This window comes from Paraburkholderia sp. D1E (assembly GCF_052682275.1).
In genome coordinates, this window is sequence record NZ_JBQYMB010000001.1 from 8,190,516 (window position 1) to 8,213,771 (window position 23,256).

The following is a 23,256-nucleotide window of genomic DNA, read 5'->3' on the forward strand; positions in this document are numbered from 1 at the left end:
CTTCAGCCTTACTCAAACAGTTCGACGTGACCAACACACGCGGTCCTGGACGGAATCCGCGCGGCCGCTCATGCGGCTACGACGATGCCGTCACGTCAGCGAGCTTTACCGCTTTGGCCGTCACCGAAGAGGCGGTCGCGACATTACGCAGATCGCCCAGGAACGTATCGCGCCAGACCGACAGATTGTTCTCGCGCATGGGTGCCATCATGTCCGCGTGACGCGCCTGACGCTCGGCGAGCGGCATCGACAGTGCGCGCTCCAGCGCCTCGGCCATCTGCGACAGATCGAACGGGTTGACGACTAGCGCTCCCGGCAATTGCTCGGCCGCACCGGCAAATTGCGACAACACGAGTACGCCCGGATCGGCCGGATCCTGCGATGCGACGTACTCCTTCGCGACCAGGTTCATCCCGTCGCGCAGCGGCGTCACATAGCCGACCTGCGATTGACGGAACAGCGCCATCAGCAGATTGCGTTCGTACTTGCGGTTCAGGTACTGGATCGGCGTCCAGTCGAGTTGCGCGAAACGGCCGTTGATGCGGCCGGCTTCGCCCTCCAGCGTCTGACGAATGCGCTGATACGTCTGCACATCCGCGCGCGTCGGCGGCGCGATCTGCACCAGCGACACGCGTCCGTGCCACCCCGGGGCATTCAGCAGCAGGCGTTCGAACGCCTGAAAACGCTCCACCAAACCCTTCGAATAGTCGAGCCGGTCGACGCTCATGATCAGCTTGCGGCCGCGCATGCCGTCACGCAGGCTGCGCACCGGCTTGCGGTCGGTGAATTGCTCGGCGGCCTTGGCGATCGCGTCCGGATAGATGCCGATCGGGTACGCGCCCACTTTCAGGAAGCGGTTGTAGGCGTGCATCATGCCGTCTTCGCTCGAGGTGCCATGCTGCCCGCGCTCGATAAAATCGACAAACGACTGACGGTCCGCGTCGGTCTGGAAACCGACCACGTCGTAGCTGCACATCGCCTTGACCAATTCATCGTGCGGCGGAATCGTACGGAGTACTTCTGGAACCGGAAACGGAATATGCAGGAAGAAGCCGATTGGATTCTTCACCCCGAGTTCACGAAGGCAGCGCGCGAACGGCAGCAGGTGATAGTCGTGCACCCAGATGATGTCATCGGGTTTGAGCAGCTCCTTGAGCTGCTTGGCGAGCGTCGCGTTAACGCGCTGATAGCCCGCGTATTCCTGCCGGTCATAGCGCGACAGGTCATTGCGATAGTGAAACGTCGGCCACAGTGTCGCGTTCGAAAAGCCGCGATAGTACTGATCATAGTCGCGCTTGGTGAGGCCCACCGTCGCGTACGTCACATTGCCCTGCTTTTCGATCACCGGAGCGGACGGCTCGCTCACCGTTTCACCGCTCCAGCCGAACCAGACTCCGCCGGTTTCCTTCAACGCGTCCAGCACGCCGATCGCCAGGCCACCTGCTGCGGGGCGGCCTTCCTGGGTCGGCGCCACACGATTCGATACCACGATCAGTCTGCTCATTGGTGCTCCACCTAGTCAGTTGTTTCGTTGCATACGGATATGTGCCAAAGAGGTGCATGCAAGTCGCGTGCCGTTTTTTTGAGATGCTAGAAATAAAAATGTATGCAAATGTGACGAACGAGCAGAAACGCGCGATCCCGAAGCACCGCGAGGAAATTTTTTCTGCTTTGTATGACGAAACCGGAACCTGCTTATCCGCCGTCAGGCGGATTCAAGCGTCCTGCTCTGAGCCGAGATCGCGCTGATACTCCAGCCCTTCCGGACGCACGCCGCCCTGGTTGTGCTCGCCGTCTGGCGGCGCATTGGGCGCGACGCGGTTCTGCGCTGCCGGGTCCGGCGACTCGACCGGGTCGCCATTGCCGCTGGCCGGCCGGGAGTCGCGCTTCGTGTGGCGCGCGGAACGTCGCAGTGCTGGATGTCTCATGATCGATGCCTCCGGGGGAAGCCCGCCGCCATCGACGGCGGCACCCATACAGTCTAGGGGTCACGACGGTAAATTGCCGGTAAAAGATGCGCCAGCTTTGTAACAAGTACATAAATTAGCTGCTCTGAACGGTGGTCTAACGCACAGAACGAGTCAGAGTTGCATTAGTGACACTTGCGACGGCGGACGAGAACTGGCTTGTGGCGTTTGGGTGGGCTGCGGTGGCGGATCGCCGATTGGCGGAGCAACCGGTTCGATCGGGTCAGGAGTCGGACTGGGACTCGGAATCGTGTCGGGTTCGTCAGGATCCGTTTGTGGCGATGGTGGCTCGATCGGCTCGGGGCGGTGAGCGTGCTTCTGATGGGGGAGCGCGGCAGCGGTGGCGTATTCCGGCATGTTGGTTGTCCTCGGTTTTGCATTCCCATGGGGTGTCGCAAGGCCTATGCCGGATAGGGCCGCAAACTGCGGGGTTTTGCCTTTGGCGGTGAGGGTGATTTGATTGCCTACGGCGTTGGTCTTTTGCCTGGGTTTTTGCGTGCTCGGCGTTTGTTTGGCTGTTGGCCTGTGGCTTTGGCCTTTCCTTGAATTCTGAGTGGTCTATTAGTGCTCGCCCCTGTGCGGGGCAGGCACTTACTTTCTTTGCCGCCGCCCCTCCATGTCAGGCTAGTTGTCGCCTCACCCGAACCGATTGGTGTAAAGATGGGGGGCGGACAGCGAATGGAAGATGAAACGCTATTCAGCGGAAACCCGGGAGTGGGTAATCCAGCAGATGATGCCGCCGTTCAATCGTGCGGTCATCGAGCTGGCGGGGGCGACGGGCATCACCACGGTGACGCTGCGGACCTGGCGGCAGCATGCAAGAGATACAGGGAAATTCATGCCGGGCAATGGCAAAACGGGCGATCAGTGGTCAAGCGCCGGGAAGTTCAGGGCGGTGCTGGAGACGGCGTCGCTCAACGAGATCGAGACCTCACAATACTGCCGCAGTAAAGGCATTTATCCGGAGCAGATCCGGCAGTGGCGCGAGGCGTGCGAGCAGGCCAACGCGGTGCCTGAAACGAAGCCCACGGCGGCCCGGCGCAACGAGGCGAAGGCTGCGCAAAAGCGCATCCGTGAACTGGAGCGCCAGCTCAAACGCGCTGACGCGGCCCGTGCGGAGGCGGCGGCATTGCTGAACCTGCGAAAAAAAGCCGAAGCGATCTGGGGCAAGGAAGAGGACGACTGATCAGCCGCCCGGATCGTGAAGAAGCCATGCAGCTGATCGATGAAGCCGTACAGCAGGGGGCACGCCGTGCGCGTGCATGCGAGCAGTTGGGACTCAGCGTGCGCAGCGTCCAGCGCTGGCGCCTGTCGCCGCAGGACGGGCGCGCTCAGGTGAAGCGTGCAGCGCCGCCCAACAGGCTGAGTGAGGCAGAACGTCAGGCCGTGCTCGATGCGGCCAACCGTCCGGGCTACGCGAGTCTGACGCCGCACCAGATCGTGCCGAAGCTGGCGGATGAAGGGATTTATCTGGCTTGCGAATCGACGTTCTACCGGATACTGAAAGCAGCAGGACAGGGCCAGCGCCGGGGCCGCGCGCGAGCCCCGCAACGACGCACGCTCACGACGCACTGTGCCAGAGGCCCCAACCAGGTGTGGTGCTGGGATATCACGTGGATGCCGGGCACGGTCAGGGGCCGGTACTTCTACTGGTACATGATGAAAGACATCTACAGCCGCAAACTGGTGATGAACGAGGTGTGGGAGCAGGAGTCGGCTGAGCACGCGAGCGAGTTGCTGAACAAGGGATGTTTGCGTGAAGGTATCGCCGGGCGTCCGCTGGTGCTGCACTCGGATAACGGCAGTGCAATGAAAGGCGCCACGATGCGCGCGGCCATGATCGATCTGGGTGTGCAGCCTTCGTTCAGCCGGCCGCGCGTGAGCAACGACAATGCCTTTGCCGAGTCGCTGTTCCGCACGGCGATACTGTCCGTTATGGCCCGAGCAGCCGTTCGACACGCTGGAGGCTGCCCGGAAATGGGTGCAGCGCTTCGTGCAGTGGTACAACGAAGAGCACTGTCACAGCGGCCTGAAGTATGTCAGTCCGGGGCAACGGCATCGCGGCGAAGCCAACGATCTGCTGGCCCGCCGGTGTGCGCTGTACGAAGACGCGCGCAGGCAGAACCCCGCACGCTGGTCAGGTGCCATCCGCAACTGGCACCTGGCAGACTCGGTCTATCTGAACCCGGAGCGAACTCACGCGTCGGCCAAAATGTATAAGCACGCAGCGTAACGGTTCATGCGACAACTACCTTGACACACACCGCCGCAAAGAGAAGTAAGCAAGAGAAAGCGGCTCACCCCGCTAATTCTTAGGCGGGTCCCCCGCGCAGTTGCGGTAGTGGTACATCTGGAGTCCGTGTTCTCGCACATTCCGCCCTGGTGACAAGGCAGTCATGCTTCCCGCCTCGCACTGCGTGCTCGCCGGCAGGGTTCATCATGCAAACCCATGGCTTCGTTTGAAGGTGCATCGAATACCGCTTCGTTTGGAGATTCGTCGAATGCCGCGGGCGGATTTGTGAAGTACTGCTGAGCGAAAAAATGGCGCGCGGTTCAATGAAGTACCCTTCGACGCGCGCAGCGCCGCCGGAAGTATGACGGCCTTGTCACCAAGGCAGAATGTGCGAAGGGCACAGATTCCAGATGCACCACTACCGCAACTGTGCGGGGGACCCGCCTAAGAATTAGCGGGGTGAGCCGCTTTCTTTGCTTATCTTTCTTTGCGGCGGCGTAACTATTCAGCGGCAGTCAGAGGCGAAACGACGAATCCGGCAAAGCTCAACGCCAGCGCATTGATCAGCGAACGGTTCTGTTTGCGCAGAGTGGCCAGGTAGGAGCGGATCGTACAGAACGCCTGCATGCCCGATTCCGAGCGGAAACAGCCGGAGATTTTCTGTTTGAGCTTGGGCATGCGGATATCGCGTTCGGCCTGGTTATTGTCGAACGGCACCCGGTGATCGGCAATGAAGCGCCACACCTCGGTCGCCTGCAGATGCAGCCGCCGGACCAGATTGCAGGTAAAGCTTTGTCTGATCCTGCCGCGCAACTCCACGCGTTCAGGCGCGCGAGCCTGTGTCGGATTAAGCTTGCGCGCCTGGGCGATCAGGGCCCGAGCGCGTCGCCTGTAATAGCGTTGCCGCGATGGATCCAGCGCCGTGTTGCCGCAGGCCGCGCTGCGGTCGACCTCGCGTTTGGCCTGGCAAAGCAGATTGATCATCTGCTGGGCCCAGGGTTGTTGCGTCGACTCCGCGACGAACACCAGTTCGCGCAGATGATGAGCGTTGCACAGCGCATGTTCGCACTCATAGGCAGCGTATGGCCTCCAGCCGTCGTGTACCGCGACGCCCTTAAAACCGGGAAGGATGCCGAAGCTGTCGAGCGCCTCGCGACCGCGCTTGCGATGGGCGCCATACCAACTCAACGTACGGGTCGAGGCAAGATGCAGCCAGTAGGGCATACGACTGACGCGCATGCAGCTCTCATCGAAATGCACCACGGGCTGCTCGCGTAACGCCTCGTTGATCTGCCTGACTGCCGGCGCCAGCAGGCGGGCAGCCTCATCGATGCTCTGCTGCACCGTGCCCGTACTCACGCGCAGACCGAACAGATCTCCCAGTGCCTGAACCGTACGCGCCACCGGCAACTGCTGGTACTGCGTCAGATAGACGGCCGCCGCCCGGATCTGGGGACCGTACTGCACCGCCTGGCTCACGCCCTCGGGAAACATCCCCGAATGGCGCTTGCCGCAGGCGCACTGCGCGACCTGGACGCGATGCTCGGTCACCTCGAAACGCGTGGGCGGCAGATCGATCACCTGACGGCCTTCGGGTAAGACGGTGATGCGGGCGGATTCGATCTGCTGGCCGCATGCATCGCACACCGGCGCCACCGGATGAATCTTGATGTGATCAGGCTGAGCCACGCGTTTGAGCGTCTTGCCCTTGTGCCCGGGTTGCGCGCCGGGCCTGGCGCCGCTCGTGCCACGCAATGACTTCGGTTTGCGCCGCGGCCCATCGCCTGACGGCGGCTTGCTGGAGTTATGGCTGTCCTTCTCAAGCTTTGCCTCAAGCTCGTTCAGACGCCTCACCAGATCAACGATGAGTGCGTCCTTCTGCTCCGGTGTCAGGTCCTTGATGTCAGGCATCTTCGTCATGTCCTTCACTATGCACAGCCTGGTAGCAGTTTACAAGCGCTGAATAGTTACGCGGCGGCAAAGAAAGTAAGTGCCTGCCCCGCACAGGGGCAAACACTAATAGACCACTAAGAATTCAAGGAAAGGCCAACGCCACAGGCCAAAAGCCAAACAAGCGCCGAGCAGGCAAAAACCCAGGCAAAAGACCAACGCCGTAGGCAATCAACCCTATCCCCAACGGCAAAAAACCCCACCTTCAGGCATCCGCCCCCCCCAAAGCCCGCGATTCATCAGCAGCATCACCGTCATCACGCGCATTGTTGCCGTACTCAACGAGACGGTTATAAAGCGTCTTCAGACTAATACCAAGAATCTCAGCAGCACGCGTCTTCACGCCACCACATTGCTCGAGCGTAGCCAGAATCAACTGACGGTCCGCTTCGGCAAGCGAGGTGCCAAACGGAATCGTGATTGCCGTGCCGGTCGCGGGCTTCGACAACGTGATCTGCAGCGGCACCGTCGCCGTACTGTCCGAATCCGTACCCGACATGATGTGCGCGCGCTGCACGTAGTTCTTCAGTTCACGCACATTGCCCGGCCACGGATACGACATCAGCATTTCCTTCACCGCGGGCGGGAAATGCTTCTTCGTACTGTGACGCTCATTGAGGTCGTCGAGGAACGCTTGCGCGAGCAGTTCGACGTCCTTACCCCGGTCGCGCAGCGGTGGCAGACTGATCGGAAACACGTTCAGACGGTGGTACAAGTCCAGCCGCAACTTGCCTTCCAGCACCGCCTGCTCAGGATCGCGGTTGGTCGCCGCGATCAGGCGCACGTCCGTTTCGATTTCCTTGGTCGTACCGACCCGCATGAACATGCCGGTTTCCAGTACGCGCAGCAGTTTCACCTGTAACTCGATCGGCATTTCGGTGATTTCGTCGAGGAACAGCGTGCCGCCATTCGCGCGCTCGAAATAGCCTTTGTGCTGACGGTCCGCGCCGGTGAACGAACCGCGCTCGTGGCCGAACATTTCCGATTCGATCAGGTTCGGCGAGATCGCGCCGCAGTTCACCGCGAGGAAGGCATGCTTGCGGCGCAAGCTGAGTTGATGCAGCGTCTGGGCGGCGACTTCCTTGCCGGTGCCCGACTCGCCTACCAGCATGACCGAGGCCGCCGTCGGCGCAACGCGGCCGATCTGGTCGTAGACCTCCTGCATGGCGGGCGAATTGCCAAGCATCAAACCAAAACGGCCCATGCGGCGCAACTCACCGCGCAAGGTGCCGATTTCCGCTTTCAGGTCGCCGGCGCGCGGCAGGCGCGACAGGATCGCCTTCACGCGCTGCATGTTGATCGGCTTCACCAGGTAGTCGGTGGCGCCCATCTTCAGCGCGTTGACCGCCGACTCCACCGTGGCGTGACCGGTAATTACGATCACCTCCACGCCGGAGCGCGGATCGAGATCTTCAAACAGATCGACCCCACTGCCGTCAGGCAGCTTCAGGTCCGTGAAGACCACGTCCGGCATCTGCCGGACCAGTTGAATGCGCGCTTCGCGCAAATCGCCCGCAGTGGCGGTAGTCAGACCGTCTTCCCCGATGATAGCGGCAAGCGCCTCGCGGGTACCGGCATCGTCATCGACAATCAGTACGTGTGGCATCGCGTCTCGAGAGCCCGAAAGCGTGAATGGGGGAACATTTAAAACCGTATGCTGGACAGCCGGCCGGCCACTGGTCGTTGCGCCGCGCATGCGCCCAGATGTGAACACACGCTAACATTTCGCGACCGCGCCGAGCCTTCCACTTGATTCAATACCGCAACAATCGACGACGAAACCGCGCCGCAAGGTGCGACATTGTTGTCTATTTACCTATTATACGGCTTTGTCGAGACAAATCTGTAATGCGCGGGAGACGCTACTTGGCGGAGCGTTACCCCGGCGATACAGCGCACCCAAGGGTCCTCAACCGTAGTCCTCAACTGCGCGGGAACGGCCACGCACCTTCTTTTCCGTTCGGATGCGTCGAGCCATTTGCGCCGTGCGCGGTGTCTGGCGTCGACGGGCCGGCACTCGCCGCGCTCACGCTACCGGCCGGCGTAGGCGGCGTCGCCACCGTGCCGCCCTCGCCTTCCCAGCGGCTTAGTTCACGCGCCGCCGGAACCTGCGCGGCACGGTTTCGCTGCACGTAGCGCAAAGCCAGAAAGCCGCCGAGGGCCATCAGCGCGCCAAAGATGCCAATTTTGGGTCGTCCCATCGCGAACTCCTTGTTATCGTCAAACGAATCAGCGTCGAGCATTGCGCGTTAGCGCGCGCTCAGAACGCCAAGCAGGAAGCCGGCGCCCGCGGCAATACCGATCGAGCGCCACGGGTTGTGCCGCACGTAGCGTTCAGTATTGACCGTCGCGACCCGGTAGCGGCGCTGCGCGTTCTGCTGCGCATCGCCGAGCGCCGTTTGCAGCGTTTCGACATGCGCCCCGAGCCGGCCGCGCAGTGCGTCGACGCCCTCACCCGGTACGTTGGCGGCAAGCCGCAGCATCTCTTCCGAGTCCGTCAGCAGCACTCTCAGATCCTCGACAATCTTCTGGCCGCCGAGTGCAAGCTGTTGCGTGGTGTCAGTCATCATTCACTCCTATGTCTGAATTCGGCGTTTTGCGCGTTATGCGCGCGTTATTTCCGGCGCGTCGCGATCAATCGACAAACCGCGCCTGCCGCCGGCGCGCTTTGAACGGAGCCGCTCATAAAGCACTCGCGTGTCGGATGGATAGCGCAAACGTCGTGCCCGGTAAATTTGCCGTCCTCATTCGAGGCCGGCACGGGTTAAGGCACTTTCGACCGACCCTGCGCCGGCCTATTTCGCCGTCCGTCACATGGATTGCCCGAAGCCGCGCCAAAGTGGTTAAATCGAATTTCTGTGAGATAGTGCCCGCATGGGTCCGTCTTGCTCCAAGGCCTGCGCGCCGCAACACCGAACCCCATTTGCACAGGACTCCCCGTTTATGGCGTCAATCGATCTGGATTCGCTCACCGTCACCGCCGGCGGCAATGCTTCGGCACAGGCGAAGCAGCGCGTCGCGGACGGCATCGCGGGACTGAAATCGTACGGGCTGCTGTATGGCTCATCGCCGGTGATGCTCGATCTGTACGAACAGATTGAACGCGTCGCCAGCACTGACGCGACCGCGCTGATCATCGGCGAATCCGGCACCGGCAAGGAACTGATTGCCCGCACGATTCACGATCAGAGCAGCCGCAAGGACGCGCCGTTTGTCGCCGTGAACTGCGGCGCGATTCCCGACGAACTCATCGAAGCCGAATTGTTCGGCCACGAAAAAGGCAGCTTCACCGGTGCGGTCCAGGGCCGCGTCGGCTACTTCGAACATGCGAACGGCGGCACGCTATTCCTCGACGAAATCACTGAAATGGCGCCGGTACGCCAGGTCAAGCTCTTGCGCGCGCTTGAGACCGGCACGTTTTTTCGGGTCGGCGGTAACGAACTGATTCGCGGTGACGTGCGCGTGATCGCGGCGACCAATCGCGACCCCGCGATAGCCGTGAAGGAAAACGGTTTGCGTGAAGACCTGATGTACCGGCTTGCGGTTTTCCCGTTGCGCGCGCCGCCGCTGCGGGAGCGTGAGAGCGATCGCGAACTCCTTGCGCAACACTTCCTCGCCTTGCTAAATCAGCAGGAAGCCGCGAGCAAGAGCTTCAGCAAACGGTCGATCGAAACACTGCGAACCTGGTCGTGGCCCGGCAACGTACGCGAATTGAAGAACGCGGTGTATCGCGCGTTCATTCTCGCGGAGAAAACAGTCGAGCTGCCGCATCCACATCTCGCATCGCGCGTGAAAAAGCCTGTGACCCAAGGCGACGCAATGAGCGTGTGGATCGGCACCCCGCTCGCCGATGCGCAAAAGCAGATCATTCTCGGCACGCTCAAGTATTGCGGCGGCGACAAGCGGCGCGCGGCCAAAGCGCTCGGCGTGAGCCTGAAAACGCTGTACAACCGCTTGAGCGTGTACGGCGGCGACGAAGGCGCTGAAGAAGAAAACGAGCAATAAGCCATGCCAGGCGCTCATGCGGCTCGTTCGCGCGAGCCTGTTTTTTTCGCGCTCACCACCTATTTTTTGCCCCACCCCTTTTGCACCCCTCTTGTACGCCTCTTTTGCATTCCCTATGTGCTGAATTGCCCTTTTCTGCACACCCGTCATCTCATAATTAATCCATTCGCACCACCAATCAAATTGGCCGCTGCTCAGCAGAAACCGATTTGACTCGCATCATCTTTTGCAATTGCTTGCACTTTCCCTCTGCCAATTACAAATGGCATCCTGCAAAATGCGGCAGCGCATCGTGCAGCAATGAGAAAGACGTGCCGCTCGTTTACACACTTGGCGTCGCGTGAACGAAAGGCAGTAGCAGGAGCAGAGACAGGGAAATGCAAAAAAGTATGGTGTGGGCCAAATGGGCAAAGCAAACAAACAACGCGGCTAAATGCGGGCGTCCCAGTGCAACGGCACTCGTCGCGTTGGCCGTGGCGATCACGTCGACATTGAGCGGCTGTAGCTCGCTCTATTCGGAAGGTGCCACCGCCGGCGCCGGTATAGCAGGCGCCGCGCTCGCGGCCAAGGTCACTAGCAATGCGGCGGTCGCCACCGGCATCGGTCTCGGCGCGCTGGCCGCGGCGCGCGCCGGCGTCCAGTACTCGGAGCGCGTGGTGCACACGAATACGCAGGACGGTATCGCCAAAATCGCCGGGCCGCTCGAAGTCGGCGCGATCGCCCCCTGGAGCGTGACGCACTCGGTGCCGATCGAAGACGACGAACACGGCCGCGTCACCGTTAGCCGCACGATCAGCGCCGGCGCGCTCGACTGCAAGGAAATCGTCTTCTCGGTCGATCAGACCGCTACCAAGAATGTGCCGGCAAGCAGCGCGTTCTACGTCGCGTCGATCTGCCGTGACGGCGACAACTGGAAATGGGCGTCGGCCGAGCCCGCTACCGAACGCTGGGGCGCGTTGCAATGAGGGCGCTGTCACCTCCACGGCCCTGGAATGAACGCACGCTGTCCGGACGACGCCTCGCCGATGGTGCGCGTGCCGCCCTGGTCCCCCGCACGTCTGCGGCAGCGCTTGCCGGCAACCGGCTACGGCTCATGCTGGCCGGTGTGATCTGCATCGGCGCCAGTCTGCTGACAAGCGGTTGCTCGTCGGTCGGCGCGGCGAGCGGCGCTGCCGCCGGTGTCGCGTCGGGCCTGGTGACGTCCAACCCGGCAGTCGGCATCGGCGTCGGTATCGCCGTGCAGGCCGCGACCGACGAAGCCATCGGCCGCTACATGCGCAACATGCACACCGATCAGCAGAATATGATCGCCGCGTTGGCGGGTGCCATGCCGGTCGGCGAGACGCGGCCCTGGGCGGTCAAGCACACGCTGCCGATCGAGAACGGCCACGGCCAGGTGCGCGTGACGCGCGCGTTCGGCTCGGCGCTCGCGCTGTGCAAGGATTTCGTGTTCTCGGTACAGGACGGCGACGGCCCGAACGCGCATGAAGCCTGGTACACGGCAAGCGCGTGCCAGCAGGACAAGGGCTGGAAGTGGGCGTCGGCGGAACCGGCGGTCGAGCGCTGGGGCAATCTGCAATAAAAAAGCGGCAGGGTCTCCCCTGCCGCTTTTTGCCTGAAGCCGTCTTGGCCAACCGCGGGATTAAGACTCCACGTCTTCCAGACTGAAAATTTCCGTCTGGTCGTTGTACGAGAAGATCTCGCCATAACGGCCCCAGTTGATCACTGCGTCGAGCGTCTCTTCCGCGGCGCTGTCCGACAGAAAATCCTCGAGCTCCTGTTCGAAGCGTACGCGCGGCGCGCGATGCCCCGGCCGTTCGTTCAACACCTTCTTGATTCGTGCGGCGAGCGGCACATGGCGCAGCAGATGCTCGGCGAACATCATCTTGCGTTCCTGGGTGCCGAATTCAGAGAACACGCGCGCCGGCGGCGTCAGGAAAATATCACCTTCACGCACGTCGGCGAAGCCCAGATGCTGCAGCACTTCGGCGACCGGGAACAGATCGTCCACCTCCAGATGCAACGAACGGGCGATTTCCGGCATGTCCGCGCGGCCATGGTACGGCGCAGCGGCCAGTGTTTCGATCAGACCGGCCATCAGGTTAGTCGACACATGCGGCAGCCAGCTGTGCAGCTCCAGCCCCTTCTTGGTCTTTTCGTCGGTCTGACGCGCGGTCATCTTCGCGTAGATCTCGTCGACCAGACGACGGAACGCCGGGTCCAGGCGGTTACGCGGATGCTTGAACGGCACCTTGATCTCGGCGATCACGCGCCCCGGATTGGACGACAACACCAGAATCCGGTCGCACATGAACACCGCTTCCTCGATGTTGTGCGTGACGATCAGCACCGCCTTGATCGGCATGCGGCCTTGCGTCCACAGGTCGAGCAAATCGGTACGCAGCGTTTCGGCGGTCAGCACGTCGAGCGCCGAGAACGGTTCGTCCATCAGCAGCAGCGTGGGGTCGACCACCAGCGCGCGTGCAAAGCCGACGCGCTGACGCATGCCACCCGACAACTCGCGCGGATAAGCGTTTTCGAAGCCGTCGAGACCGATCAGGTCGATCGCCGCAAGTGCGCGTGTGCGCCGCTCGCTCGCGCCAACACCCTGCGCTTCGAGACCCGCTTCCACGTTTTGCAGCACGGTCAGCCACGGGAACAGCGCGAAGGTCTGGAACACCATCGCCACGCCCCTGGCCGGGCCGTCGAGCGGCTTGCCCATATACGTGACTTCGCCGTCGGTCGGCTCAATCAGACCGGCGATGATGCGCAACAGCGTCGACTTGCCCGAGCCCGAACGGCCCAGCAAACCGACAATCTCGCCTTCGCGCAACGACAGATTCGCGTCGTCGAGGACGAGCAACTCGCCCTGCGACTTGTTAAACCCGCGGCACACGTCCTTGACGCGCAGGATCTCTTCGCCGAGGCGCGGTGGCTTCGGCGGGGTCTGGATCGGCGCGGCGGTCATAGCAGCTTTAGGATTTTGCATCGCGTTTAGCCTTTATTCTCTCAAGAAAACGCCGGGCCGCCCCCAGGTTTTCCGCTCCGCAGGAAGTCCTCTTGGGGGATTACCCCCTCGGGGGGTCTGGCGCGAAGCGTCAGGTTCGGGGGCGCTCAGTCTAGCCGGAGCTTGGCTTCGGCATAGGCGTACATCGGACGCCACAGCAGGCGGTTGAACAGGGTCACGAACAGGGACATCACGGCGATGCCCAGAATGATCTTCGGATAGTCGCCCGCCGCAGTGGTCTGCGCGATATAGGCGCCGAGGCCATGCGCGGCGACTTTGGTGTCGCCCCACTGGACGAATTCCGCAACGATACTCGCGTTCCACGCACCGCCCGAGGCGGTGATCGCGCCCGTCACGTAGTACGGAAAAATGCCCGGCAGCATGATCTGACGCCACCATTGCCAGCCGCGAATGTGGAAGTTCTTGGCCGCCTCGCGGTAGTCGTTCGGATACGAACTCGCGCCGGCAATCACGTTGAACAGGATATACCACTGGGTGCCGAGCACGATCAGCGGCGACAGCCAGATATCCGGGTTCAGATGAAAGCGCACGATGGCGATCACGAACACCGGGAACAGCAGGTTCGCCGGGAACGCCGCGAGAAACTGCGCGATCGGCTGCATCTTCTCCGCCAGCGCCGGCCGCAGCCCGATCAGCACACCGATCGGCACCCAGATCACCGAGGCGATTGCGATCAGCAGCACCACCCGCAGCAGCGTGATGAGCCCGAGCACGAACACATGCCAGACTTCGTCGAGCGACACGCCGGTTCGCACGTAGGTGATCACGCGAAACACCACATAGACCGTGGCGACCAGCACCAGAATCGCCCAGGTGATGTCTCCGAGACGCGAGGACTTTTCGCGCTGTGGAATATGGAAGCGCGGGCCATGGAATACCGGCAACCGGAACGGCATACGCGCGGCTTTCGCAAACAGCCAGCCGAGCGGCACCAGCAAGCGGTGAATCAACCGGGTGCGGCGGATCAGGTCGAGCAGCCACGACTCCGGCGCATTGCCCGAGCTGGTGGTTTCCATGCGGAATTTGTCGGCCCATGCGACCAGCGGGCGAAACAGAAACTGGTCGTAGGCGAGAATCACGACCGTCATGGCAAGGATCACCCACCCGACCGCATGCAGGTTCTTATCGGAGATCGCCTGCGCAAGGTAGGCGCCGATACCCGGCAGCGTGATCGTATTGTTGCCGACCGTGATGGCTTCCGACGCGACCACGAAGAACCAGCCGCCCGACATCGACATCATCATGTTCCAGATGAGGCCCGGCATTGAGAACGGCACTTCGAGTTTCCAGAAGCGCTGCCATGAAGTCAGATGAAAGCCGCGCGAGACTTCGTCCAGATCACGCGGCACCGTGCGCAGCGACTGGTAGAAGCTGAACGTCATGTTCCACGCCTGGCTCGTGAAGATCGCGAAGATCGCCGCGAGCTCGGCGCCGAGCACACGGCCCGGAAACAACGCGAGGAAGAACGTAACCGTAAACGAAATGTAGCCGAGCACCGGCACCGACTGCAGGATGTCGAGAATTGGCACCAGCACGAGGCCGGCGCGGCGGCTCTTGGCAGCCAGCGTGCCGTACACCAGCGTGAAGGTCAGCGAAGCGACCATTGCCGCCAGCATGCGCAGCGTGGTGCGCATGGCGTATTCGGGCAGATTCGACGGATCGAGCGAAATCGCTTGAGTCTTGAGCGTCGACATCGGCGCCAGGGTCTCGTGGAAGCCGATCGCGGCCATTGCGATGATGCAGATGATCAGCGGAAAGGCGACGAAGTCCCAACGATTGGGCAGCACCCGCCATGCCGATGCATTGGCGGTGCGCTTCAGGTTGAAGCTGAAATCCATCAGACGCTCTCCCTATTCATACAGGCATTCAAACGCACCAAGGGGGCCGCGGCTTCGGCGCGGCGGTCTGAAATTTGGTCCGGAAAGCGGAAATCAGGCATGGCAAAACGCGTGTGCGCGGTAAATCGTTAGCGTTGGAGACACGTGGACCGGTGACGGATGTGTCCGTGGGCGAGCTGCCCGGGACCGCAACCGGCAAGCCGGGCTCCTGTCGCCGCAGGCGCCGCCCGAAGGCTGGCGGGCTTTCCTTGTTTTGGACGGCACGACACTACACCATCCTATGTTTCAGGCACAACCTTTCGCGGCAATTAGCGGCAAATAGCGCTGAACGCCCTGGCAATGGCCTTCGCCAGCCCCAGCCGGTGATGCACGAGTCATCGACTCCCGTGCGCCAGCCACTTTTCCCGCCATCGTGATCGCGGCCCGAGTCGCGTTTCAAACACCCGGAAAACCCGCGCTGCCATTCAGAAAGCTGACACGTTGCCGTTAAGAATCGGATGGACGCGGCGGGCGCACTTCGCATTCCCGCAATAACGGTGGCATCAAGCCCCATGACGGTTAAAATCAAGAGACGGCACATCTCTTCGCGGTTATGCCAGACCACCGCGCGGCCCACACCGAGGGCGTATCGCCGGCCGCTTCCGCAGGGGCGAAACAGCGCCAGCGCGCTGCCACGAATGAGCTAGTTGCATGTCACAGCCAGACGAATCAGAGGGTCGATGAACAGGACAACCTTGCGCCAGGCAACCGGACCGATCAGCTTCGTGCTGATCGTGCTCGTTTGCTGGTTCGTGGCTGGCATGGTCGCGGACCGGATGGTACAGCAAGAGCTGGACGCGGCCTTGCGCACGCAGCGGCAAATGTCCACGTCGATCGTCGACAACATGGCGGAGGTGATCGCCAGCGACCTCGCGATGTCCCGGGCCATCCCCGCAACCATGGCCGAAATGGACGTGATCCAGCACGCGCTGGTGCAATCCCAGAATTATGCCGCGAACAGCGCAGCGGCGGAACCCGCCTTACGCGCCGCGTTGTTAAAAGACCCGCAGATGAGCGCCGTGAGTGATTTCCTGCACGACGCGCAAGGCTTCTCCGGGCTCGACCAGGTCTGGCTCGTCAACGCCAACGGCATCTGCGTCGCTTCGAGCAACTCCATCAATCACCCGCTCGGCGCGGAACACTCCTTCGTCGGCGTCGACATGCGCACGCGCGGTTACCTGACGAATGCTCTGCTCGGCGCGTTTTCGGAAGCCTATGGCGTCGGCCGCAATACCGGCGAGCCTGGCATTTTCATCGCGGCGCCGGTGTACGCCGACGGCCTGCTAGTCGGTGTGGTGGTGGCCAAGGTGGGGATCGCGCGACTGCGCCACTGGGTCGCGCATGCAGGTACCTTCGTCGCCGATGAGAACGGCGTCATCATCATGGCGCACAACAGCGAACTCGAAGGCCACGCGCTGCCGAACTCGCGTGTCGCGCAGATGAGCACAACCGAACGCGTGACCATCTATCGCCGCGAAATCCTCCCCGACATACGGATTCAGGTCGACCCGCAAGTGCGTGAACAGGCGCCCTGGGTGCCCGCAAGCGTCGCCGGACAACTGTTCGGCATGAGCGAGCAACCGGCGCCGGCGCTATATCAGGCACGCAGCGGCTTGAATTCGGGGCTGTCGGCGCATCTGGTCGATCCGCTCGCGGCCTGGCCCGAACTGCTGCGCAATCACAAGCGCGATCATCTGCTGGTGTTTCTGACGCTGGCCGGCACCGTCGCGCTCGCGTGGGTGATCACCGTGTCGTACGTGCGCGAGCGGCGCCACCATCGCGCCACGCGCGATCTTGCGGAGCAATTGCAATCGGCCAACACCCTGCTCTCGGCCGAGGCGCGCCATGACGCGTTGACCGGCGCGCTGTCGCGGCGCTACTTCCTCGATCTGCTGCGCCGCGAGATCGAACATGCGCATACGGCCAACGAGCCGCTGTGCATGGCAATCGCCGACCTCGACCACTTCAAGCAGATCAACGACCGCTTCGGCCACGCCGCCGGCGACCGCGCGCTCGAACATTTCGTCGACACCTGCCGCGCCGAACTGCGCGGCTCCGATGCGGTTGGCCGGCTGGGCGGCGAAGAGTTCGGCTTGCTGCTGCCGGCCACGGACCTGGCCGGCGGCCGCGAAGTCGTCGAACGCCTGCGTCTGCGTCTGAAGGCGGTTCCTTCGCCGAAGTTGCCAGTCTCGGTGGGCTTGAGCGTGAGCATCGGCATCACCGAACTCTCGTCCGACGATCTGCCCGAACGCATCATGAGCCGCGCCGACACCGCGCTTTACGCGGCAAAGACAGGCGGCCGCGACCGCACCGAAGCGCTTCCGCCCGACGACACCGCACCGCCCGCGCGAACGGTGGCCACCGCCTGGTGACACCTGGCGATGCCTGGCGACACCAGGCAGTACGCCGGTCACCGCCGGAAACCCATGCCCGCCTCAGTGCCGTCAGTGCCCCGGTGAGTCAGGTAACTGACGCAAAGCCAGTCACAGCCTCGGGCGTCCCGTAACGAAGCAGGTATCATCAACCCTGACATTGAGGTTGCCGCTACCGCACTAACGGGAGATTCGCATGAAGGGAAATTTGGTCATCGTCTGTCGCGATCACGATGCTGACGCATTCGACCATCTGCTGGCCGAATACGGCGCGTTCCAGACGCGCTTGTCGTCGACCGCGTGGTATCTGAAACTGGCTGTCGCGCCGGAACTGATTCAGGAAGAGATACTCGCGCGTCTTGGCAAATACACCACGCACTACATCTTTGAAGCCGAAACGGTGACGTGGAATACCGTGGATAGTGACGCGGCGAATGCGTTGAACACGCTGTTTTCAGACTAGCGCAACGATTGCCGGACGCCGCATTCCGAACATTGCGTTCGGACGTCGCATTGCAGTATGGATATAGCGGGGCCGGCGCCTGCCGCCCTTGCCCCGCTCAACCTACCAGACGCTTTCCGAGATTGCCAGGACACGCGGCACCACTTCGAACGGAAAGCTCATCAAGACCCGCAAGCCACGGCCGCCGTGGTTGCCAATCTCCCACTCCCCGCCCGCACGCCGCACCAGACGCTCGACGATCGCGAGCCCCAACCCGCTATGGCCGTTGCCGCCACGTGCCGGGTCCAGCCGGACGAACGGCCGGCTGGCATTGATCAGGTCCTGCGCGGCGATACCGCTGCCGTTGTCGCTCACCGTGAGGGTGAAACCCTGCGCTGTGCGCGCCGTGGCAACGACGATCGGCGGTGCGCCGTAGGCATGCGCGTTGTCCAACAGGTTCGACAGGATCCGGTCGAGCGTCGCCGCCGGCAGCAGGAAACCGGGCCCCGCGTTGAGCTCGGTCCGCACGGTGGGCGCACCAGCAGCAACCGCACGGTAACTGCGGACCACGCGCTCGCACTGCGCGTCCACTTCGACCGCTTCGCTGCGATCGGCGCCGTCGTGCGCGAACACCAGAAACTGTTCGACGATATGCGTCATCGAATCGACGTCGCGCACGACGCCGTCGCGCATCTTCACTTCTTCCATCATTTCGGCACGCAGCCGCAAGCGCGCCAACGGCGTTTTCAGGTCGTGCGCGACGCCGGCCAGCATCACGGCCCGGTCGTTTTCAGTACGCGCCACTTCCTGAACCATCTGGTTAAAGCCGTGCGTCAACTGCCGCAACTCGCGCGGACCGCGTTCGGGCACCGGCGGCACGGGCAAGCCGCGGCCGAAGCGCGCCACCGCCTGGGCGAGCGAGCGCAACGGTTGCTGCAACGCCCACGCGGCAAAGAGCGCAGCCATCACCGCGAACGAGAAAATGATCGCGAGCCACAGTACCGTGCGATCGAGCGAACGCGGTGGGCGCAATGGCTGCACCGGCACCACGATCCAGCTGCGATCCGTAGTGGCGCGCACCCACAGCGTGGGTGGACGGCCTGGCTGGCCGACCCGCACTAAAGTGCCGGCGGGCATGCGATCGCGCACGTCCTCAATGAAACGTTCGAGCGGCGGCGGCAGTGTGGTGATATCCGGCGGCACGTCAGGGCTCGCCGGATCGACCAGCCTGACGCGTGACGGCAAGGGCTGATCCGGCGTACGGGCGACGTGCTGGCGCACCGCGTCGACGAGGAAGGTGGCTTCCTCGACTGCGTAGCGCGTTTGCAGCTGGCTGCGCTCGAGCCGCATCAGCGCGTACCACGCGAAATGCGACAGCAGCAGCACCGCAATGACTAGCAGCGCGAGGCGCCCGAAAAGCGAATCAATGGGCCGGCGCATGCTGTTCGCCATCCGGCACGAACACGTAGCCGCGTCCACGCACCGTTTGAATGAAGCGCGGCGTGGACGGGTCGGTTTCGAGAATGCGACGCAAACGCCACACCTGTACATCGATACCGCGGTCGGTGCCGTCGTATTCCGGCCCATGCAGCAGTTCGAGCAGGCGCTCACGTGTGAGCGTGCGCATGGGGTGATTGACAAAAATCTTCAGGAGCGCGAATTCGCTGCCCGACAGCGTGAGCGGCTTGTCTTCGAGATGCAGCGTGCGCGACTGGAAATCCAGCGTGAAGCGGCCGAAGTTGAACGGCTCGCGCTGCTCGGGCGCCGCCGCCGACGGCAGCGTGCGGCGCCGCCGCAGCACCGCCTGCACGCGCGCCAACAGCTCGCGCGGGTTGAACGGCTTGCCGAGATAGTCGTCCGCGCCGAGCTCCAACCCGACGATCCGGTCGACGTCGTCAGCCCGTGCGGTGAGCATGATGACGGGGATATCGTCGCCCGACGCGCGCAGCTTACGCAGCGCGGTCAGCCCGTCTACGCCGGGCATCATCAGGTCGAGCACGATCAGATCCGGACGCTCGCGTTCGAGTCTGCGCTCGAGCGTGCCCGCGTCGTGCAGCACCGAAACTTCGATGCCCTGACGGGCCAGATAGTCGCGCAGCAGATCGCGCAATTCGACGTCGTCGTCAACAACAAGTATTTGAGTAGCCATGGCATGAAGTTTAACGCGCAGCAGGAAGGGTTTTCGATTTCAGACGGCCCGCAAGGGTTACCGGGTGTTACGGTGAAAGGCGTACGTAATGGCCCGTAACAGCCGCATTAACCCACGTAACACAGCGCCGGGCGCAGTTCTCTACGCTGTGACTTACCGAATGCAGGCCGTCCACATTACCGGTTGCATCGTCGGCTATTCCATTACAGGGAGTCTTACATGTCCACCAAAAAAATGTCGCGCGTTCTCGCCGTTGCCGCCACTGCCCTCGCCATTGGCGCAGGCGCTGCCTATGCCGCACAACCCGCCGGTCACGGCGGCCCCGGCGGCTGGCATGGCCACTTCATGAAGGAACTGACGCAACTGCATGACCAGTTGAAGCTGAACGCGGATCAGGAAAAGCAATGGCAAGCCGCGCTCGACACGATGAAGCAGAACCACGAAGCCATGCGCGCCAACCATGAACAGATCAAGAACCAGATGAAGGCCGCGCAGCAGCAGCCGATCCTGGATCTGAACGCCATGGCCGCCGCGCACCAGCAAGTTGAGCAGAAAGACGCGCAACTGCATCAGCAAACCACCGACGCGTGGCTCAAGTTCTATAACGGCTTGAACGACCAGCAGAAGACTACCGTCAGCACCGCGCTGAAGCAGCGTTTTGCGAAGATGGAAGCGCGTCACGAGAAGATGCGCGAGCGCTGGGAACATCGCAAGGGCCCGGCGTCGGCGCCGGCTGCGAATCAGTAAGCGGTACGACGCAGGCGGAAGGCGGCCTGCGCGGCCGTCGTCCGAATGCAAAAACGCCACGGAAGGTCTTCCGTGGCGTTTTTGTTTGCGTACAGCTTGCGCTTCAGGCTGGGGGCTTCGTTGCGCCAGCAACTACCGGTAGCACCCGGCACCCGCCAACCATCGGCGGATGCATGAACGGCCGGTAACGGGCACTTCGCCGCGCTTATCCGTTGAGCGGACCGAGGTCGAACAGCAGCACTTCGGCGTTCTCGCCCTTTTCGAGCGTCACCAGATCGGTCTCACTGAGCCTGGCGGCGTCGCCGGCCTGGAGCGCTTCGCCGTTCACGGTCAGCGCTCCGCGCGCCACGTGCACATACGCCAGCCGGCCTTTCAGCAACGCGAACGCAGCCTGTTCCGCGCCGTCGATCAGCGCGGCGTAGATCGAGGCATCCGCATGAATCGTGACGGAGCCGTCCCGGCCGTCAGGCGAGGCGATCACGCGTAGACGCCCGCGCTTATCGGCATCGTCGAAGCGCTTTTCCTCATAGCCGGGCTGGTCGCCCGCACGTTGCGGGATCACCCAGATCTGCAGCAGGTGCGCCGCCTCGTCCTGCGATGCATTGAACTCGCTGTGCTGCACGCCCGTGCCGGCGCTCATGCGCTGCACGTCGCCGGGACGGATGGTCGAGCCGTTGCCCATGCTGTCGCGGTGCGCGAGCGCGCCTTCCAGCACGTACGTGACGATTTCCATGTCGCGATGGCCGTGCGTGCCAAAGCCCTGGCCGCCGGCGATGCGGTCTTCGTTGATCACCCGCAGCGGTCCGAAATGCACATGTTGCGGGTCGCGGTAGTCAGCAAATGAAAAGCTGTGATACGAGTCGAGCCAGCCGTGATTGGCGTGGCCGCGTTCGTCGGAACGGCGAATCTCGATCATGGGGATCTCCCGGAGAGTAAATAGCGATGCTCAGAATGTATGGGCGCGAAGCACGCTAAACAATCGGCAACAGCGCACCGGATCGTTTCATAAATCCGTGCAATCGGGCGCCGGTCGGGCGCGCGGTACTGCCAGACCGGCTGCTGGCGGCCGTTCTGGCAACACCGGCCACCTGTTCGTCGATCATCAGCCTGAATGGGCGCGTGCCAAGCGCAACCGGACCGCGACCCGGCAACGTCGCGCATCCACAACGCATGCACCCGGCCACCGGCAGGCAGCGGCGTCCGGCACTGGCGCCCCGCCCCTGTTCGGGTAAAATACCGCCCTTTTCGAGACGCGTGGGCGCTCAAGGTGCGCCGGCGGCCCCGGCAACCGGGCCGAGAGGGGGCAGCCACGGGTTTCAGCGCCAGCCAATTTCCCTCGAAAGCGTCGAAAAGACACCGGCGGGACCGAAGCGAACCCCATACGCGGCGCGACAATTTTGACCGCCTAGAATAGCGACGGCCGGCCATGAGCCGGCGGTCGTCGAGATCGGCACACCACGACGATCAGTTTGATCCAGGAGAAACATGAAGAAGGCCGCACTGTGCGTGGCGCTTGCCGTCATGGCCACCAGCGCGATGGCGAAAGAATGGAAAACCGTGCGCATCGGGGTGGACGCCAGCTATCCGCCGTTCGAATCGACGGCGGCAAGCGGCCAGGTCGTCGGCTTCGACGTCGATTTGACGAAAGCGCTGTGCGCCAAAATGAACGTCAAGTGCGTGTGGGTCGAGCAGGATCTGGACGGGATCATCCCGGCATTGAAGGGCAAGAAGTTCGACGCGATCGTGTCGTCGCTGACCGTCACGGACAAGCGCCGCGAGCAGATCGATTTCTCCGACAAGCTGTTTGACGCGCCGGCCCGCATGATCGCCAAAGCCGGCTCCCCGCTGCTGCCCACGGCCGAGTCGCTGAAGGGCAAGCATGTCGGCGTCGAGCAGGGCTCGACTCAGGAGGCCTACGCCAAGGCGTATTGGCAGCCCAAAGGCGTGACCGTGGTGTCCTACCAGAATCAGGATCAGGTGTACGCCGACATCGCGTCGGGGCGTCTCGACGCTGCGTTGCAGGACGAATTGCAAGCCGACGCCGGGTTCCTGAAGACGCCGCGCGGCAAAGGCTTCGCCTGGGCCGGCCCGGAAGTGAAAGACCCCAAGACCATCGGTGAAGGCACGGCCATCGGCCTGCGCAAGGACGACGTCGAGCTGAAAACGATGTTCAACCAGGCGTTGGCGCAGGTGCACCAGGACGGTACGTTCAGGAAACTCGAGAAGCAGTACTTCGACGTCGATATTTATCCGGGTCATTGAGATGGTCACGAACTCGGGGCTCGCCCGCATGGGCTTTCCCGAGGCTTCGTAATACAGTCGCAAGAGATTCAAAAACAGCTTCAACCCCGATTCAGAACGAGAGTCGAAAAGCGCGCTGCAAGACCGGCAACGGTCATGCAGTCATGATTTGCACAGCGGTGCGCTGTGCGCCGCAGGAAACGGCGAGCTCAGGCTCGCGGCAAACGCGGTGCAGAGCTGGCCGC

General features: G+C 62.6%; 19 protein-coding genes and 1 pseudogene. 8 read left to right on the plus strand and 12 right to left on the minus strand.

Annotated elements, in window-relative coordinates; genetic code table 11:
• Nucleotides 1–76: 76 nt before the first annotated feature.
• From otsA to ACUN0E_RS36905, 3 genes are all read right to left on the minus strand, one after another.
• Nucleotides 77–1,504 (minus strand): alpha,alpha-trehalose-phosphate synthase (UDP-forming), encoded by a 1,428-nt coding sequence (gene otsA, locus ACUN0E_RS36895; RefSeq protein ID WP_325046765.1) that lies wholly within the window; start codon nucleotides 1,502–1,504, stop codon nucleotides 77–79.
• A gap of 211 nt (nucleotides 1,505–1,715) precedes the next feature.
• Nucleotides 1,716–1,928 (minus strand): hypothetical protein, encoded by a 213-nt coding sequence (locus tag ACUN0E_RS36900; RefSeq protein ID WP_408241918.1) that lies wholly within the window; start codon nucleotides 1,926–1,928, stop codon nucleotides 1,716–1,718.
• Between the two features lie 153 nt (nucleotides 1,929–2,081).
• Nucleotides 2,082–2,324, minus strand: coding sequence for a hypothetical protein (locus ACUN0E_RS36905; RefSeq protein ID WP_445569716.1), 243 nt, complete (start codon nucleotides 2,322–2,324; stop codon nucleotides 2,082–2,084).
• Between the two features lie 328 nt (nucleotides 2,325–2,652).
• On the opposite strand from ACUN0E_RS36905, the pseudogene ACUN0E_RS36910 reads away from it, so the two are divergent.
• Nucleotides 2,653–4,200 (plus strand): annotated as a pseudogene (locus tag ACUN0E_RS36910) (IS3 family transposase).
• Nucleotides 4,201–4,701: 501 nt separating this feature from the next.
• On the opposite strand, the gene tnpC reads toward ACUN0E_RS36910, so the two are convergent.
• The 4 genes from tnpC to ACUN0E_RS36930 form a co-directional block, all read right to left on the minus strand.
• The gene (tnpC, locus tag ACUN0E_RS36915; RefSeq protein WP_408341283.1) at nucleotides 4,702–6,120 is read right to left on the minus strand and encodes an IS66 family transposase; all 1,419 of its coding nucleotides are present in this window, start codon (nucleotides 6,118–6,120) and stop codon (nucleotides 4,702–4,704) included.
• A 235-nt stretch (nucleotides 6,121–6,355) separates the two neighbouring features.
• The gene (locus ACUN0E_RS36920) at nucleotides 6,356–7,756 is read right to left on the minus strand and encodes a sigma-54-dependent transcriptional regulator (protein WP_445569717.1); all 1,401 of its coding nucleotides are present in this window, start codon (nucleotides 7,754–7,756) and stop codon (nucleotides 6,356–6,358) included.
• Nucleotides 7,757–8,072: 316 nt separating this feature from the next.
• Nucleotides 8,073–8,351 (minus strand): hypothetical protein, encoded by a 279-nt coding sequence (locus tag ACUN0E_RS36925; RefSeq protein WP_408238497.1) that lies wholly within the window; start codon nucleotides 8,349–8,351, stop codon nucleotides 8,073–8,075.
• A gap of 48 nt (nucleotides 8,352–8,399) precedes the next feature.
• Nucleotides 8,400–8,717 (minus strand): DUF883 family protein, encoded by a 318-nt coding sequence (locus tag ACUN0E_RS36930; protein ID WP_408238494.1) that lies wholly within the window; start codon nucleotides 8,715–8,717, stop codon nucleotides 8,400–8,402.
• 376 nt (nucleotides 8,718–9,093) lie between these two features.
• Between ACUN0E_RS36930 and ACUN0E_RS36935 the strand changes: the two genes are divergently transcribed.
• The 3 genes from ACUN0E_RS36935 to ACUN0E_RS36945 all read left to right on the plus strand — a co-directional run bounded on the left by ACUN0E_RS36935 (nucleotide 9,094) and on the right by ACUN0E_RS36945 (nucleotide 11,737).
• Nucleotides 9,094–10,155 carry a sigma-54 interaction domain-containing protein gene (locus ACUN0E_RS36935; RefSeq protein WP_445569718.1) on the plus strand — a complete coding sequence of 354 codons (1,062 nt, stop codon included), beginning with the start codon at nucleotides 9,094–9,096 and terminating at the stop codon, nucleotides 10,153–10,155.
• A gap of 377 nt (nucleotides 10,156–10,532) precedes the next feature.
• The gene (locus tag ACUN0E_RS36940; RefSeq protein ID WP_445569719.1) at nucleotides 10,533–11,120 is read left to right on the plus strand and encodes a hypothetical protein; all 588 of its coding nucleotides are present in this window, start codon (nucleotides 10,533–10,535) and stop codon (nucleotides 11,118–11,120) included.
• Nucleotides 11,121–11,248: 128 nt separating this feature from the next.
• Entirely contained in the window at nucleotides 11,249–11,737 is a 489-nt protein-coding gene (locus tag ACUN0E_RS36945; RefSeq protein ID WP_408511098.1) for a hypothetical protein, read from the plus strand.
• A gap of 60 nt (nucleotides 11,738–11,797) precedes the next feature.
• Here ACUN0E_RS36945 and ACUN0E_RS36950 read toward each other — a convergent pair whose 3' ends face one another.
• Both ACUN0E_RS36950 and ACUN0E_RS36955 read right to left on the minus strand, forming a co-directional pair.
• The gene (locus ACUN0E_RS36950) at nucleotides 11,798–13,144 is read right to left on the minus strand and encodes an ABC transporter ATP-binding protein (RefSeq protein WP_408238485.1); all 1,347 of its coding nucleotides are present in this window, start codon (nucleotides 13,142–13,144) and stop codon (nucleotides 11,798–11,800) included.
• Nucleotides 13,145–13,269: 125 nt separating this feature from the next.
• A complete protein-coding gene (locus ACUN0E_RS36955) occupies nucleotides 13,270–15,021 on the minus strand; it encodes an ABC transporter permease (protein WP_408238482.1) in 1,752 nt (583 codons plus the stop codon).
• Between the two features lie 719 nt (nucleotides 15,022–15,740).
• Between ACUN0E_RS36955 and ACUN0E_RS36960 the strand changes: the two genes are divergently transcribed.
• A complete protein-coding gene (locus tag ACUN0E_RS36960) occupies nucleotides 15,741–17,432 on the plus strand; it encodes a sensor domain-containing diguanylate cyclase (RefSeq protein WP_408238479.1) in 1,692 nt (563 codons plus the stop codon).
• 196 nt (nucleotides 17,433–17,628) lie between these two features.
• The gene (locus tag ACUN0E_RS36965; protein WP_408238476.1) at nucleotides 17,629–17,895 is read left to right on the plus strand and encodes a hypothetical protein; all 267 of its coding nucleotides are present in this window, start codon (nucleotides 17,629–17,631) and stop codon (nucleotides 17,893–17,895) included.
• Between the two features lie 102 nt (nucleotides 17,896–17,997).
• Here ACUN0E_RS36965 and ACUN0E_RS36970 read toward each other — a convergent pair whose 3' ends face one another.
• A complete protein-coding gene (locus tag ACUN0E_RS36970) occupies nucleotides 17,998–19,314 on the minus strand; it encodes an ATP-binding protein (RefSeq protein WP_408238473.1) in 1,317 nt (438 codons plus the stop codon).
• A complete protein-coding gene (locus tag ACUN0E_RS36975) occupies nucleotides 19,298–20,023 on the minus strand; it encodes a response regulator (protein ID WP_054035058.1) in 726 nt (241 codons plus the stop codon). Before ACUN0E_RS36975 ends, ACUN0E_RS36970 begins: the two co-directional genes overlap by 17 nt.
• Before the next feature lie 219 nt (nucleotides 20,024–20,242).
• Here ACUN0E_RS36975 and ACUN0E_RS36980 point away from each other — a divergent pair, with 219 nt between their 5' ends.
• The gene (locus ACUN0E_RS36980) at nucleotides 20,243–20,770 is read left to right on the plus strand and encodes a periplasmic heavy metal sensor (RefSeq protein WP_408238470.1); all 528 of its coding nucleotides are present in this window, start codon (nucleotides 20,243–20,245) and stop codon (nucleotides 20,768–20,770) included.
• A gap of 205 nt (nucleotides 20,771–20,975) precedes the next feature.
• On the opposite strand, the gene ACUN0E_RS36985 is transcribed toward ACUN0E_RS36980, so the two are convergent.
• Nucleotides 20,976–21,686, minus strand: a complete 711-nt coding sequence (locus ACUN0E_RS36985; RefSeq protein WP_408238467.1) for a pirin family protein — start codon at nucleotides 21,684–21,686, stop codon at nucleotides 20,976–20,978.
• Nucleotides 21,687–22,255: 569 nt separating this feature from the next.
• Here ACUN0E_RS36985 and ACUN0E_RS36990 point away from each other — a divergent pair.
• Nucleotides 22,256–23,032, plus strand: coding sequence for an ABC transporter substrate-binding protein (locus tag ACUN0E_RS36990; protein WP_408332851.1), 777 nt, complete (start codon nucleotides 22,256–22,258; stop codon nucleotides 23,030–23,032).
• Nucleotides 23,033–23,256 lie beyond the last annotated feature (224 nt).